Source organism: Variovorax sp. MPBD4-3, from assembly GCF_058809745.1.
Genome location: NZ_JBXASW010000043.1, coordinates 1 through 12,939 on the forward strand (window position 1 = coordinate 1; position 12,939 = coordinate 12,939).

Consider the following 12,939-nt stretch of genomic DNA (forward strand, 5'->3'; position numbering starts at 1 on the left):
TCCCCGCAGCGAAATAAAGGAGGAGGCCGCAGGCCGGGGGACATTCGCGGAGGGGAGTACCCGGCGGCCTGTGCACAAGCCCCGAACAGCAGCGCCCCGAACAGCCGCAAGCCACTGAAATGACGGCCCCCAACAGCCTCCTGCAGCTGATCTGGCTCGCCTCCCCCGCCCTGCCGGTAGGCGGCTTCTCCTACTCCGAAGGCGTGGAAGCGGCCGTCGAATGGGCCGGCATCGACTCCGAGCCGCGCGCCGCCGAATGGCTCGCCGACCAGTTGCACCTGAGCTTCGCGCGCGGCGACCTCGCCGTCTTCGCACAGGCCGTGGAAGCCTGGCGCAACAAAGACACACAACGCGTGCGCCAGCTCAACCAATGGGTGCTGGCCACCCGTGAATCCGCCGAATTCTTCCTGCAGACCGAGCAGATGGGCCGCTCCTTCGTCGAGTGGCTCAAGCTGCACCACACCGACACGGCGGAAGTCTTCGCCGACCTGCCCGCCAGCTACCCCATCGCCTTCGCCTTCGCGGCCAGCCGCACCGACGCCGCGGTGCACGACTGCTGCCTCGCCTTCGCCTTCGGCTGGGCCGAGAACATGGTCGCCGCCGCCGTCAAGGCCGTGCCGCTGGGCCAGAGCGCGGGCCAGCGCATCCTCGGACGGCTGGCCAACGAAATCCCCGATGCAGTGACCCGCGCCATCGCCCTGGGCGACGACGAACGCCAAGCCTTCACGCCCCTGCTGGCGGTGCTGTCGGCCCGCCATGAAACACAATATTCCCGCCTCTTCCGAAGCTGAACCGGACACCTCCCCATGACCTCGGCCCTGCACCACATTCCCCACCGCACCAAGAAACTGCCGCCGCTGCGCGTGGGCATCGGCGGCCCGGTGGGCTCAGGCAAGACCACGCTGCTCGAAATGCTCTGCAAGGCGATGCGCGACAAGTACGACCTCGTCGCCATCACCAACGACATCTACACCAAGGAAGACCAGCGCCTGCTGACCGTGGCCGGCGCGCTGCCGGCCGAGCGCATCATGGGCGTGGAAACCGGCGGCTGCCCGCACACTGCCATCCGCGAAGACGCCTCGATCAACCTCGAGGCCATCGACCGCATGCTCGAGGACTTTCCGAATGCCGACGTGGTGTTCGTCGAATCGGGCGGCGACAACCTCGCGGCTACCTTCAGCCCCGAGCTGTCGGACCTCACCATCTACGTGATCGACGTGGCCGCCGGCGAGAAGATTCCGCGCAAGGGCGGCCCCGGCATCACCAAGAGCGACCTGTTCGTCATCAACAAGACCGACCTCGCACCGTACGTGGGAGCCAATCTCGACGTGATGGAGCAGGACACGCAACGCATGCGCCGCCAGCGCCCCTACGTGATGACCAACCTCAAGACGCTCACCGGCGTGGCCGAGGTGGTGGCATTCATCGAAGAGCGCGGCATGCTCGCCGCGGGCTGAGGCAGCCCGCAAGCATCAAGGCAGGCCGAGGTAGACCCGCAGGTCGTCCTTGACGGTGCCCGCCGACGCCACGGCCGTGCGCAGGCGTTCCTCGCTCACGCCGAACCACTGGGTCCAATAGTCTACCTCCTTGAGGTCTGTGACGTCGATCCGTTCATCGTCCTGGGGAATGCGGATCTCTGTGTCTTCGCGCATCGTCTTCTCCTGAAGAACAAATTAAGAAGGAAAGAAGGGCGGCCGCGGCCGGAAGGGCAGTTTCTCCAGCCGCCCCAGGCGGCCAGCCGGACGAATCCGCTGCCCCGTGCAGGACATTTCCCATAGTCGCCCCCGCTGCACGCCACGCGGCGCCGTCCTGCACGAGCCGCCAGGGCTTCGATGCTTGAATGCGGCATTGACCTCATTCACTCATGGAATGGAGAAGCCACCATGGAGCCTGACCATCAGCGACTGCTGAGCCTGGGCGTACCCGGACTGAACGACGTGCTCGGCGGCGGCCTCGAGCCCAACCGGCTCTACCTGCTCGAAGGCACGCCCGGCGCCGGCAAGACAACCATCGCGATGCAGTTCCTGCTCGAAGGCGCGGCGCGCGGCGAGTCGGTGCTCTACGTGACGCTGTCCGAGACCGAGCACGAGTTGCGCGGCGTGGCTGTCTCCCACGGCTGGGACATCGACAACGTCCACGTGCGCGAGATGCTGCCCACACAGGACAGCCTGCAGCCCGAAGAGCAATACACCATGTTCCATCCCTCCGAGGTGGAACTGAGCGAAACCACGCTGCGCATCCTGAGCGACGTGGAGGCCATCAAGCCCTCGCGCATCGTGTTCGATTCGCTCTCCGAGCTGCGGCTGCTCTCGGGCACCTCGCTGCGCTACCGCCGGCAGATCCTGGCGCTCAAGCAGTTCTTCGCGGGGCGCCAGTGCACGGTGCTGCTGCTGGACGACATGACCGCCACCGAGCACGACCTGCAGGTGCAGAGCATCGCGCACGCGGTGGTGCGGCTGGAGCAGTCGAACTCCGACTACGGTTCCGCGCGCCGCCGCCTGCTGGTCGTGAAATACCGGGGCCAGTCGTTTCGCGGCGGCTACCACGACTACAAGATCCATCGCGGCGGCCTTCAGGTGTTTCCGCGGCTGGTTGCGGCCGAGCACGTCAGCGACACCGCGTTGACCAAGCTGCCCAGCGGCATCGAGGCGCTGGACGCGCTGCTGGGCGGCGGGCTCGAGAAGGGCACCAGCACCCTGCTCGTCGGCGCGCCGGGCACGGGCAAGTCGTCGGTGGCGGTGCAGTTCGCCATCGCCGCGGCCGAGCGCGGCGAGGCTGCGGCGCTCTTCGTCTTCGACGAGAGCGTCACCACCCTGCGCACGCGCAGCGCCGGCCTGGGCATGAAGCTGGAGCCGCATATCCAATCAGGCCGCATCCGCATCAAGCAGGTCGACCCGGCAGAACTTTCCCCCGGCGAGCTGGTGCACGAGATCCGCCAGGCCGTGACGCTGCACGGCGCGAAGGTGGTCGTCATCGACAGCCTGAACGGCTACCTCAACGCGATGCCGGACGAACGCTTCCTGATCGTGCAGCTGCACGAACTGCTCACCTATCTCGGGCAGTCCGGCGTGGCCACGCTGCTGGTCGGCGCGCAGCACGGGCTCATCGGCATGCAGATGCAGACCCCCGTGGACGCGAGTTACCTGGCCGACGCCGTGGTGCTGCTGCGCTACTACGAGGCGGAGGGCGAAGTGCGCCAGGCCATCTCGGTGCTCAAGAAGCGCGGCGGCACGCATGAGCGCTCCATCCGCGCGTTCTCGATGGACGGGCGAGGCCTGATCGTGGGCGAGCCGCTGCGCCATTTCCGAGGCATCCTCACCGGCGTGCCCGTGCCGATCGACGGCGTTGCCACGCCCCCGACGTGACGGACGGCCACACTATCCAGCCGCCGCTGCCGCGAGATCCGCAGCTGCGCGTCCTGATGAGAACGGCCACCGCGAAGGACGCCGTGATGGCCACCGCCGTGCTGCAGCAGGCGGGCATAGAAACACACGTGTGCGCCAATCTCCCGGAGCTGCTGCGCGAGACGGAACGCGGCGCCGGCGCGCTGCTGATCTCCGAGGAAATGCTCGCGGGCAGCGGCGCCACCGAACTCGCCGCGGCCGTGGCGGTGCAGCCACCATGGTCCGACCTGCCGGTGCTGATACTCGCGCGGCAAGGCGCCGACTCGCGCGCCATCACCAACGCCATGGAAGGCATGGCCAACGTCACCGTGCTGGAGCGCCCGATCCGCGTGGCCTCGCTGGTGAGCGCATTGCGCAGCGCGCTGCGTGCACGGCGGCGGCAGTACGAGCTGCGCCGCATCCTGGAAGACCTCAACGAGGCCGACCGGCGCAAGACCGAATTCCTGGCCACCCTGGCGCACGAGCTGCGCAACCCCATGGCGCCGCTGAGCACCGCACTGGCCATCCTCAAGCGCAAGCCGCTCACTTCGGAAGCCGCCCGGCCCTACTACGACCTCATGGGCCGCCAGCTCGACCACATGGTGCGGCTGGTGAGCGACCTGATGGAGGTATCGCGCATCACGCGCGGCAAGATCGAGCTGCAGCTCGACGAGCTGGTGCTGGAACAGGTGATTCGCGGCGCGGTGGAACTCAGCCGCCCGCTGATGGACGCAGGCCGCCATGCGCTCGAAGTGCACGTCGCCGATGGCTCGCTGGCCGTGAAGGGCGACAGCGTGCGCCTCACGCAGGTGTTCGCGAACCTGCTGAACAACGCCGCCAAGTACACCCCCGAGGGCGGACGCATCGACGTGTTCGTCGAGAACGATGGCCGGGGCCATGCGGTGGTGCGCGTGAAGGACACCGGCGCAGGCATTCCAGCCGGCATGCTGGGCGCGATCTTCGACATGTTCGTGCAGGTGAGCGGCACCGCGCGCGCCGCGCAGGGCGGCCTGGGGATCGGCCTCACGCTGGTGAAGAGCATGGTGGAGCTGCACGGCGGCACGGTCACCGCAAGCAGCGAGGGCGCGAACCGGGGCAGCGAGTTCACGGTGTCCCTGCCGCTGCTCGGCCACGGTGTGCAGACCGGCGCGAAAGCCGACGCCCCGCAGGCCACGATGGCCGTGCAGCACCGCATCCTGGTGGTGGACGACAACCGCGACGCGGCCGAGTCGCTCGCTGCGCTGCTGGGCCTGCTCGGTGCGCAGGCCACCGTGGCGTTCAGCGGCCTGGACGCGCTGGCGAAGGCCGAGCACTTCCATCCGTCGGTCGGCATCCTGGACATCGGCATGCCCGGCATGGATGGTTGCGAGCTGGCGCGCCGCCTGCGGGCGCATCCGCGGCTGCATGGCATCGGGCTGATCGCGCTCACGGGCTGGGGCCAGCCCGACGACCGGCTGCGCATTGCGCAGGCCGGCTTCGACCACCACCTGTTGAAGCCGGTCGATGTGGAAGAGCTCGCAGTGGCGCTGCAGAAGCTCGAGCAGCGCGGCCCTGCCTGACGCGGGCCGTGGCGCCCGTTCAGAGTTCGCTGCCGTCGCGCAGCTGCCGCGCCTTGTAGACCAGCCGCACGCTCGCACGGCGCGGGTCGCTGACCTGCTGCACATAGACGTCGGTGTCGTTGCTCACCCATGCTGCATACGCGCTGCCCGGGTCGCGCGAGGCCCGCTCGTTGCCGAATGCGCCGCGGCCCCATTGCACCAGCGCGGCGAAGGCAGCCGCGCCGCTGTCGGGGGTGCCTTGCGCCGCCGCCACGTACTCGACGCGGCGCAGCTCGGAAGCGGCAAAGAAGAAGGTGTGCTCGAACAGCAGGCCGGCCATCTGCACGGGTTCCCCGCGCCAGCTGCCGAGCAGCCCGCCGCCCAGGCGCTGGGGCCGCTGCACGCGCTCGGCGGCGGGCAGCGCGGCCTGGAGTTCGTCGGGCGTCATGCCGAGCCGCACGCCCGGCGGCAGGGCCTGCGCATGCAGGGCGCCGGCGGCGAGGAAAAGGGCGCTCGCGGCGAGCGCCCGCAGAAGGGTCAGGGAGGCTGTGGATCGCACGTTTGGCATCGGGGGAAGGCAGCGGCACCGTGGGACCGCGAGTATGACGCGGAGTTCCGCACCGGGCGCTGCCTCGCTGCCTCGGTGCTTCAGTCCTCGACGAAGGCTTCTTCGCGCTTGGCCTTCACCGAAGGCAGCAGCACCACCACCAGCAGCAGCGCGGCGGCGGCCAGCAGGCCTGCCGACAGCGGCCGCATCACGAACACGCTCCAGTCGCCGCGCGACAGCAGCAGCGCGCGGCGCAGGTTCTCTTCCATCATCGGCCCCAGGATGAAGCCCAGCAGCAGCGGCGCGGGCTCGCACTTGAGCTTGAGGAAAAGGTAGCCCACGATGCCGAAGATCGCCACCATCCACACGTCGAAGGTGTTGTTGTTCTCCGAGTACACGCCCACCGCGCAGAACAGCACGATCGACGGGAAGAGCCACTTGTAGGGAATGGTCAGCAGCTTGATCCAGATGCCGATCATCGGCAGGTTCAGCACGATCAGCATCAGGTTGCCGATCCACATCGACGCGATCAGGCCCCAGAACAGCTCCGGGTTGCTGGTCATCACCTGCGGGCCCGGCTGGATGTTGTGGATCGTCATGGCACCCACCATCAGCGCCATCACCGCGTTGGGCGGAATGCCCAGCGTCAGCAGCGGGATGAAGGAGGTCTGCGCGCCGGCGTTGTTGGCCGACTCGGGGCCGGCCACGCCGCGGATGTTGCCCTTGCCGAAGGCGGTCTCGCCCTGCTTGAGCTTGATCTTCTTCTCGATGGTGTAGGCCGCGAAGGCCGACAGCAGCGCGCCGCCGCCCGGCAGGATGCCCAGCGCGGAGCCCAGCGCCGTGCCGCGCAGCACGGCGGGCGTCATGTCCTTGAAGTCCTGCTTGGTGGGCCACAGGCCCTTCACCTTGGCGGTGAACACTTCGCGCTCATGCTCGGGCACGGCCAGGTTGGCAATGATTTCACCGTAGCCGAACACACCCATGGCGATGGCGATGAAGCCGATGCCGTCGGTGAGCTCCGGAATGTCGAAGCTGTAGCGCGCCACGCCGGAGTTCACGTCGGTGCCGACCAGGCCCAGCGCCAGGCCCAGCAGGATCATCGTGATGGCCTTGAGCAGCGAGCCGGAGGCCAGCACCACGGCGCCGATCAGGCCCAGGATCATCAGCGAGAAATATTCGGCAGGCCCGAACTTGAAGGCCAGCTCGGTCAGCGGCGGCGCGAACGCGGCCAGGATCAGCGTGCCCACGCAGCCCGCGAAGAACGAGCCCAGCCCCGCGGCAGCGAGCGCAGGCCCGGCCCTGCCCTTTCGCGCCATCTGGTAGCCGTCGATCACGGTCACCACCGAAGAAGACTCGCCCGGCAGGTTCACAAGAATCGCGGTGGTGGAGCCGCCGTACTGCGCGCCGTAGTAGATGCCGGCCAGCATGATCAGCGCCGACACGGGCGGCAGCGCGTAGGTGGCGGGCAGCAGCATCGCGATGGTTGCCACGGGGCCGATGCCCGGCAGCACGCCGATGAGCGTGCCCAGCAGGCAGCCCACGAAGGCATAGACGAGGTTCTGCGCCGTGAAGGCGACGCCGAAGCCGATCGAGAGATTGGTAATCAGGTCCATTTGTCTTGTCTTGTTCTTCTATGTGAATCAGCCTGCGATGAAGGTCGGCCACACCTGGAACTGCAGCTTGAGCGCCACCACGAAGGCCAGGTAGCTGCCCAGCGCGAGGATGGTCGCAAGCACGGTCACGCCCTTCCAGCCGAAGTTGTCGCCCGCCAGGCTGGCGATGAAGGTCAGTGCGTAGATCGCCACGATGAGCCCCATCGACGGCAGGCCGATGCTCGGCAGGCCGCCCAGCAGCACGCCGAACATCAGGTTCGCGCCGATGATGAAGGCCAGCGGCTTCCATGCGATGCGGCCGACGGGCTCGCCGTCTTCGGTTTCCACGCTGAGCGCCTTGAGCGTGATCAGCACGCCCATGAAGGCAATGAGGATGCCCACGATCAGGGGAAAGTAGCCCGGGCCCATGCGGGCGCCGCTGCCGACGTTGTAGGTCGTGGCGCCCCATGCGAAGGCCACGCCGAAGGCGCTGAAAAGTACGCCCGAGCAGAAGTCTCTCTGACTCTTGATTCTCACCGTTGATGTCTCCTGGAACTGCATTGATCGGCACAAGACGTGCGCAGCCGATCCTAGGAATTCAGGAGCCCGGTGTGTATGAACAGAACATTGCCGTTCGGCAATGTGTGGAAGCCGGCCGAGCCTGCGTGCGCGTCAGTCGCCGGCCACCGGCAGGTCGATGCACACGCGCAGGCCCGGCGCGGCGTCGCCCAGCTGCAGCCGCCCGCCGTGCAGCGCGACCACCGCCTGCACGCTCGCCAGCCCCAGGCCGTGCCCGGGCGTGCTGCGGTCCAGGCGATGAAAGCGCACGCCGATGCGCTCGAACTCGGCGGGGGGAACGCCCGGCCCGTTGTCCTGCACGAACAGCTGCGCCCTGCCGTCCACCGTGTGCGTGCCGATGCGCACCGTTGCTCCGTCGCCCGCGTACTTCAGCGCGTTGTCCAGCAGGTTGGCGGCCGCGCCCGCGAGCAGGTCGCGGTCGCCCAGCGCGAAGGCCATGTCGGCGGGCTCGCGCAGCAGCGTGATGTCGCGCATCTCGGCCACCGCCTCGTACAGCTCGGCCACGTCGTCGGCTATGACGTGCAGCGCCACCTGCGCGAACTGCTGCCGCCGCGCGCCCGCCTCCACCTCGGCGATCTGCAGCAGCTTCTCGAACACCACGGCCAGTTCCTCGAGTTCGCGGATGGCGGTGCCCACGGCCTCGCGCTGCGGGTCGTCGGCGCCCAGCCCCTGCTCCGCCGCGCGCAGCCGCACCAGCACGCGCGTGAGCGGCGTGCGCAGGTTGTGCGCGATGGTGTCGGACACATGCCGCACGCCGTCCATCAGCGACTGGATGCGGTCGAGCATCGCGTTGATGTCGTGCTCCAGCAGCGCGAACTCGTCTTCCTCGCCCGACGGCTCCACCCGCTCCTGCAGCTCGCCGGCCGCTATGCGCGCCGCGGTACGCCGCACCGCGCCCACGCTGCGCTCCAGCTCCTGCCGGAAGACGAAGGTGCCGCCGATCAGCAGCAGCACCGCCACGATGCCCGCCGCCGCGCTCGCACTCGCGACCAGCGACTCGATCGACTCCTGGTCGCGCAGGTCGTGCCCCACCACCAGCAGGCCGCCGTCGGGCAGGTGCTTCATCAAGATGTAGCCGATGGCGCTCTGGCCCGAGCGCACCACGCGCCGGTGCACGCCGTCGCCGGCGTCCGGCGCCAGCGAGGGAATCTGGTCGAGGTTGCCCGCGAGCTTGCGGCCCTCGCGGTCGGTGAGCAGGTAGATCTCGTTGTCGGAGTTGCGTCCGTCGGCCAGCGCGTAGCCGATCTCGCCGGCCACGCCGTCGGCGCCGCGCGCGTCGTAGCGCACCATGAGCTGCTGCATGCTGGCCGACACCTGGCGCACCATGCGCTGCTGCAGCACGCCCACCGTCTGCATGTAGACGATGGCCAGCGCCGCGAGCATGGTGATTGCGACCAGCAGCCCGTAATAGAAGGCCAGCCTGAAGCCGACCGAGCGCCACAGCTGGCGCAGCGTGCGGATCATTGCGGCGGTGCCAGCGTATAGCCCACGCCGCGCACGGTGTGGATCAGCGTCGGTGCGCCGCCCGCATCGAGCTTGCCGCGCAGGCGGCTCACCTGCACGTCGATCACGTTGGTCTGCGGGTCGAACTGGTAGTCCCACACGGCCTCGAGCAGCATGGTGCGCGTGACCACCTGGCCCGGATGCATCATCAGGTAGGCCAGCAGCCTGAACTCGCGCGGCTGCAGCGCGATGGGCCGGCCCGCGCGCTCCACGTGGCGCCGCGCGAGGTCGAGCGTCAGGTCGGCAACCTGCAGCATGCGGATCTCGGGCCCGGTGCGCGAGCGCCGCACCAGCGCTTCGGCCCGCGCCGAGAGTTCCGAGAAGGCGAAGGGCTTTGCAAGGTAGTCGTCGCCGCCGGCCTTGAGGCCGCGCACACGCTCGTCGAGCGCGCTCAGTGCGCTGAGCACCAGCACCGGCGTCTTCTTGCCCAGTGCGCGCATCGTCGAAAGAATCGACAACCCGTCGACCTCGTTGGGCAGCATGCGGTCGAGGATCACCAGGTCCCACGACTCACCGGTCGCGCGCGCGAGCGCGTCGGTGCCGTCGCGGCTGATGACGGCCACGTGGCCGAGCGAGCGGAAGCCCTCGGCGATGTAGCGGGCGTTGTCGGCGTCGTCCTCGACGATGAGGCAGCGCCACATGGCGGTGGCGCCTAGCACTTGGGCGCCGCGCCATCGTGCGAGGCAGCGGAGTGGGCCGGCGAAGGAAGGAGAGCGGGGAGTGACTGCGTTCTGGTGCTCATGGCGATGAAGTCGGCCGGCCCACCGTCCATCCGGGCGCCGCCGGAACGATCCTAGCCGCGATTCAACCAGAGAACGCGCCGCCGCTTCATTACCATTTGTCCATGTTGGGTCGCTATGCCCGCGGCTGCAGGAGCGGCAGGCGCAGCGTGAGCCCCAGCACGCCGCTTGCGTGCGGTGCCGAATAGATGCGCCCGCCGTGGTGGCTGGCAATGCGTTCGCAGGCATCGGCGCTGGCCCTGACGATCGCCGCATGGGTGCGGTCGAAGAACCGGGCAAGGGGCGGCCTCGCATCGGCGGCATCCAGGTCGCGCCAGTGGATCACGGCATGCTTGCCGTCCGCATGCGCGCACACCTGCAGCGTCGCGTCGGCGCGCATCACGCTGGCTGCGTAGGCCGTGACCTTGGCGAACAGCTCGCCGAGCTCCGAGCCGATCGCGAGCACGGGCACTGCCTCCTGCGGCAGCTGGATGTCCACGCGGATGGTCTCGCGAGCTGTGTGGCCCGAGGCCGCGTCGAGCAGCGGCCGCAGGTCTTGCACGCGGCTGGCGCCCAGCCGCTGCCGCATGTCCTGCATGGACTGCGCCGCGAGCTCGCGCGCCCTCGCGCCCTGCCGCCGGTTGGCGACGAACAGCGAGCCCATCATGCAGAGCACGCCGCCCAGGCCCAGCAGAATCACGCCGGCGATGATGGTGCCGAGATGGCCGGTCTGCAGTCCGCCGGTCATCGGCGGGCTCCCTCGGGCGGTGCCTCGGCACCGCGTTCGCGCTCGCTGCCGGGGCCGCTGCGCGGCGCTTCGCAGGCCTGCCAGCCCGGCGGCGGCATGCGGGAGCCGAACTGCGGCGGCGGCCGGTGGTAGGGCATGGGCGGCGGGGGCAGCACGATGCAGCCCGCGAGGCTTGCGCCCGCCAGGGCGCCCACGAGGAGTCGGAGTCGGTTCATTGAAAACTCGTTGCTGTGGATGGACGAACGGGCAACGAAGAAAGAGGGCATGCGCCCTCTTTCCCCGCACAGTGCGCGCCGCGCGTCAGAACGCGTGGCGGATGCCGAAGTCGTAGCCGGTCGACGAACGCGGCAGGCCCGAGAAGCCCACGCCGGTGCTGCCGTAGCCCGTGGTGCTGGCCGACACCAGGCTGCCGGTGTAGTTCACGTCGTTGCGGTTGTTCACGCGTGCCACCGTCGCGTACAGCGCCGTGCGCTTGGAGAGGTTGTGCACGTAGCCGACCGCGAGCTTGCGGGCCAGCGGGTCTTCGCCCGTGACGCCCGCGGCGCCTTCGTTGTAGCGAACCTGCGAGTACGCCACGCGGATCAGGCCGGCGCCCACCGGAACGGTCGCGCCGATCAGGTAGCCGTTGTAGCTGTCGTGCGTGTCGGCCGCTGCCGAGTAGTCGAACTTGTTCTTCACGTTCGACAGCTCGCCGAACAGCTTGACCGGGCCGAAGTCGTATGACGCGCCCAGGTTGATGGTCTGCACGCTGCGCTCCAGCGCGGCGGTGTCCACGGCGGTGCTGCGGCCCACGCCCAGCGCGATGTCCAGCGGGCCGTTGGCATAGCCGAAGCGCCCGCCCACGTAGCGACCGGCGCTGCTGCTGGTCGCGGCCGTGGTGCTGGTGGCGCTGGTGCTGGTGTTCTCGGCAAAGCTGTACTGCAGCTGGCCGTAGAAGCCGCCCAGGTTCGGCGGCAGGAAGTAGCCCACCGAGTTGCTGGCGCGCACGTAGTTGGCGTTGTTGATGGTGGTGTTGCCGCTGACGGTGCTGATCACGTTGGTGCCCGAGCCGTTGGTGCCGAACGGATCGAAGACGGTGTCGTTCCAGAAGGTGGGCGTGTAGTCGCGGCCCAGGCGCAGCTCGCCGAAGCCACCCGACAGGCTCACGGTGGAGCGGCGGTTGAAGGTGGACACGCCGGTGGCGCCATCGTCGTTGGTGATGGGCGCTTCGAGCCAGAAGCTCGCGGCCAGGCCGCCGCCGAGGTCTTCGGTGCCGCGAAAGCCGATGCGGCTGGAGTTGTAGCCGGAGTTGCCCAGGCTCCACTTGCTTTGCTTGTTCGACAGGCCCGTGACGGTGTCGCGCGCGGTGTTCGACTGGTAGGTCACGCCGGCGTCGACGACACCGAACAGCGTGACGGACGATTGGGCAGAGGCCAGGCCGCAGACGGCCAGGGCAGCGAATGCCGTGAGGGATTTCTTCATTCAGGTTCTCCGGTTTCAACCGCTCTACATCGAGCGGCAGGCACGCATGGTCTCGTTCAAATTCGGAGGAATCTTGTGAATGCCTCGTCTTTGCGCGAACTGTTGTTTGCGTGCACACCGAATGCGGCGACCGGCCGAAACACCTCGTACAAAAAGTCTCCCAAAAGCCGCGCAATGCTCCGGGGCCGAAGGAGCCCCATCCATGACCATTGCCTTGCAAAGCACCATCGCATCGTCGCTGGGCGTGCAGCAGCTCGCCAACGCATTCAGTCCCGCCTTCTCGCACCTGCGCATTCTTCGCAACCTCGTCATACCCATGCCCGAGGGCCACGCGGTGCGTACCGCGCGCATCGACGCCGTGGTGGTGTGCGAGACCGGCGTCTACCTGTTCGAGATCAAGGCCTGGCGCAATGCCTTCGTCTATCGCAAGAAGTCGGACCGGTCGCCGCCGCGCTGGTTCCTGCAGGTGAACGGCTGCAAGAACGCGCGTGAAGTGAAAGACCCCGCATGGCAGGGCGGGCGCAAGACCACGCAGCTGCGCAGCCTGCTGCCCGACGACCTGCGCCTGCAGTACTTCGTGCTGCTGCCCTGCGAGGGCATCGAGCTGGAAGGCGTGATGCCCGCCGCGGTCATCACGCAGCAGGACCTGCCCTACATCGCGCGCCTGGTGCGCAACAACGGGCGCACCGCGCGCACCTACCGCCTGCTGGACGCGCAGGGCATCGACCGCACGGTGGAGCGCCTGCTGCAAATACAGGGATCGCTTTCGCTCGAGGACCACGAGCAGAACTGCCGCGAGAGGCTGCAGTAGCGCCGGAAAACGGCACAACCCCGGTTGACGCGGGGAGTCCCAAATTTCTACGACATTG

The 12,939-nt window shown here is 68.4% G+C and carries 14 protein-coding genes; 5 read left to right on the top strand and 9 right to left on the bottom strand.

Going from position 1 to position 12,939, the window contains the following annotated elements:
* Nucleotides 1-119 precede the first annotated feature (119 nt).
* Nucleotides 120-791 (top strand): urease accessory protein UreF, encoded by a 672-nt coding sequence (locus AC1RVW_RS21800; RefSeq protein WP_493202453.1) that lies wholly within the window; start codon nucleotides 120-122, stop codon nucleotides 789-791.
* A gap of 15 nt (nucleotides 792-806) precedes the next feature.
* The gene (gene ureG, locus AC1RVW_RS21805; RefSeq protein ID WP_106937010.1) at nucleotides 807-1,457 is read left to right on the top strand and encodes an urease accessory protein UreG; all 651 of its coding nucleotides are present in this window, start codon (nucleotides 807-809) and stop codon (nucleotides 1,455-1,457) included.
* A 15-nt stretch (nucleotides 1,458-1,472) separates the two neighbouring features.
* On the opposite strand, the gene AC1RVW_RS21810 is transcribed toward ureG, so the two are convergent.
* Nucleotides 1,473-1,652 (bottom strand): DUF3606 domain-containing protein, encoded by a 180-nt coding sequence (locus AC1RVW_RS21810; protein ID WP_081267904.1) that lies wholly within the window; start codon nucleotides 1,650-1,652, stop codon nucleotides 1,473-1,475.
* Between the two features lie 231 nt (nucleotides 1,653-1,883).
* On the opposite strand from AC1RVW_RS21810, the gene AC1RVW_RS21815 reads away from it, so the two are divergent.
* Nucleotides 1,884-3,365 carry a DUF7125 family protein gene (locus AC1RVW_RS21815; RefSeq protein ID WP_285410086.1) on the top strand — a complete coding sequence of 494 codons (1,482 nt, stop codon included), beginning with the start codon at nucleotides 1,884-1,886 and terminating at the stop codon, nucleotides 3,363-3,365.
* Between the two features lie 56 nt (nucleotides 3,366-3,421).
* Nucleotides 3,422-4,942, top strand: coding sequence for a hybrid sensor histidine kinase/response regulator (locus tag AC1RVW_RS21820; RefSeq protein WP_081267968.1), 1,521 nt, complete (start codon nucleotides 3,422-3,424; stop codon nucleotides 4,940-4,942).
* A 19-nt stretch (nucleotides 4,943-4,961) separates the two neighbouring features.
* Here the strand turns inward: AC1RVW_RS21820 and AC1RVW_RS21825 are convergent, their stop codons facing one another.
* The 8 genes from AC1RVW_RS21825 to AC1RVW_RS21860 all read right to left on the bottom strand — a co-directional run bounded on the left by AC1RVW_RS21825 (nucleotide 4,962) and on the right by AC1RVW_RS21860 (nucleotide 12,070).
* Nucleotides 4,962-5,489: a hypothetical protein gene (locus AC1RVW_RS21825; protein WP_493202457.1), complete on the bottom strand. Its 528-nt coding sequence runs from the start codon at nucleotides 5,487-5,489 to the stop codon at nucleotides 4,962-4,964.
* Between the two features lie 80 nt (nucleotides 5,490-5,569).
* Complete coding sequence (locus AC1RVW_RS21830) at nucleotides 5,570-7,081, bottom strand: tripartite tricarboxylate transporter permease (protein ID WP_081267901.1); 1,512 nt, start codon at nucleotides 7,079-7,081, stop codon at nucleotides 5,570-5,572.
* Nucleotides 7,082-7,108: 27 nt separating this feature from the next.
* Nucleotides 7,109-7,597: a tripartite tricarboxylate transporter TctB family protein gene (locus AC1RVW_RS21835; RefSeq protein WP_409196166.1), complete on the bottom strand. Its 489-nt coding sequence runs from the start codon at nucleotides 7,595-7,597 to the stop codon at nucleotides 7,109-7,111.
* Between the two features lie 135 nt (nucleotides 7,598-7,732).
* Nucleotides 7,733-9,103: a sensor histidine kinase gene (locus tag AC1RVW_RS21840; RefSeq protein WP_493202460.1), complete on the bottom strand. Its 1,371-nt coding sequence runs from the start codon at nucleotides 9,101-9,103 to the stop codon at nucleotides 7,733-7,735.
* Entirely contained in the window at nucleotides 9,100-9,783 is a 684-nt protein-coding gene (locus AC1RVW_RS21845) for a response regulator transcription factor (RefSeq protein ID WP_081267899.1), read from the bottom strand. Before AC1RVW_RS21845 ends, AC1RVW_RS21840 begins: the two co-directional genes overlap by 4 nt.
* Nucleotides 9,784-9,997: 214 nt before the next feature.
* The gene (locus tag AC1RVW_RS21850; protein WP_493202462.1) at nucleotides 9,998-10,609 is read right to left on the bottom strand and encodes an ATP-binding protein; all 612 of its coding nucleotides are present in this window, start codon (nucleotides 10,607-10,609) and stop codon (nucleotides 9,998-10,000) included.
* On the bottom strand, nucleotides 10,606-10,824 hold the full coding sequence (locus AC1RVW_RS21855) for a hypothetical protein (protein ID WP_493202464.1): 219 nt from the start codon (nucleotides 10,822-10,824) through the stop codon (nucleotides 10,606-10,608). The genes AC1RVW_RS21850 and AC1RVW_RS21855 overlap by 4 nt, the downstream gene beginning before the upstream one ends.
* A gap of 85 nt (nucleotides 10,825-10,909) precedes the next feature.
* Nucleotides 10,910-12,070 carry a porin gene (locus AC1RVW_RS21860; protein ID WP_106937007.1) on the bottom strand — a complete coding sequence of 387 codons (1,161 nt, stop codon included), beginning with the start codon at nucleotides 12,068-12,070 and terminating at the stop codon, nucleotides 10,910-10,912.
* A gap of 202 nt (nucleotides 12,071-12,272) precedes the next feature.
* On the opposite strand from AC1RVW_RS21860, the gene AC1RVW_RS21865 reads away from it, so the two are divergent.
* On the top strand, nucleotides 12,273-12,881 hold the full coding sequence (locus AC1RVW_RS21865) for a nuclease-related domain-containing protein (RefSeq protein WP_493202466.1): 609 nt from the start codon (nucleotides 12,273-12,275) through the stop codon (nucleotides 12,879-12,881).
* Nucleotides 12,882-12,939 lie beyond the last annotated feature (58 nt).

Coding starts and splice junctions, on each gene's coding strand:
- AC1RVW_RS21800 (WP_493202453.1), top strand. CDS start 120: ATGACGGCCCCCAACAGCCTCCTGCAGCTGATCTGGCTCGCCTCCCCC.
- AC1RVW_RS21820 (WP_081267968.1), top strand. CDS start 3,422: ATGAGAACGGCCACCGCGAAGGACGCCGTGATGGCCACCGCCGTGCTG.
- AC1RVW_RS21830 (WP_081267901.1), bottom strand. CDS start 7,081: ATGGACCTGATTACCAATCTCTCGATCGGCTTCGGCGTCGCCTTCACG.
- ureG (WP_106937010.1), top strand. CDS start 807: ATGACCTCGGCCCTGCACCACATTCCCCACCGCACCAAGAAACTGCCG.
- AC1RVW_RS21825 (WP_493202457.1), bottom strand. CDS start 5,489: ATGCCAAACGTGCGATCCACAGCCTCCCTGACCCTTCTGCGGGCGCTC.
- AC1RVW_RS21810 (WP_081267904.1), bottom strand. CDS start 1,652: ATGCGCGAAGACACAGAGATCCGCATTCCCCAGGACGATGAACGGATC.
- AC1RVW_RS21860 (WP_106937007.1), bottom strand. CDS start 12,070: ATGAAGAAATCCCTCACGGCATTCGCTGCCCTGGCCGTCTGCGGCCTG.
- AC1RVW_RS21840 (WP_493202460.1), bottom strand. CDS start 9,103: ATGATCCGCACGCTGCGCCAGCTGTGGCGCTCGGTCGGCTTCAGGCTG.
- AC1RVW_RS21865 (WP_493202466.1), top strand. CDS start 12,273: ATGACCATTGCCTTGCAAAGCACCATCGCATCGTCGCTGGGCGTGCAG.
- AC1RVW_RS21850 (WP_493202462.1), bottom strand. CDS start 10,609: ATGACCGGCGGACTGCAGACCGGCCATCTCGGCACCATCATCGCCGGC.
- AC1RVW_RS21845 (WP_081267899.1), bottom strand. CDS start 9,783: ATGTGGCGCTGCCTCATCGTCGAGGACGACGCCGACAACGCCCGCTAC.
- AC1RVW_RS21815 (WP_285410086.1), top strand. CDS start 1,884: ATGGAGCCTGACCATCAGCGACTGCTGAGCCTGGGCGTACCCGGACTG.
- AC1RVW_RS21855 (WP_493202464.1), bottom strand. CDS start 10,824: ATGAACCGACTCCGACTCCTCGTGGGCGCCCTGGCGGGCGCAAGCCTC.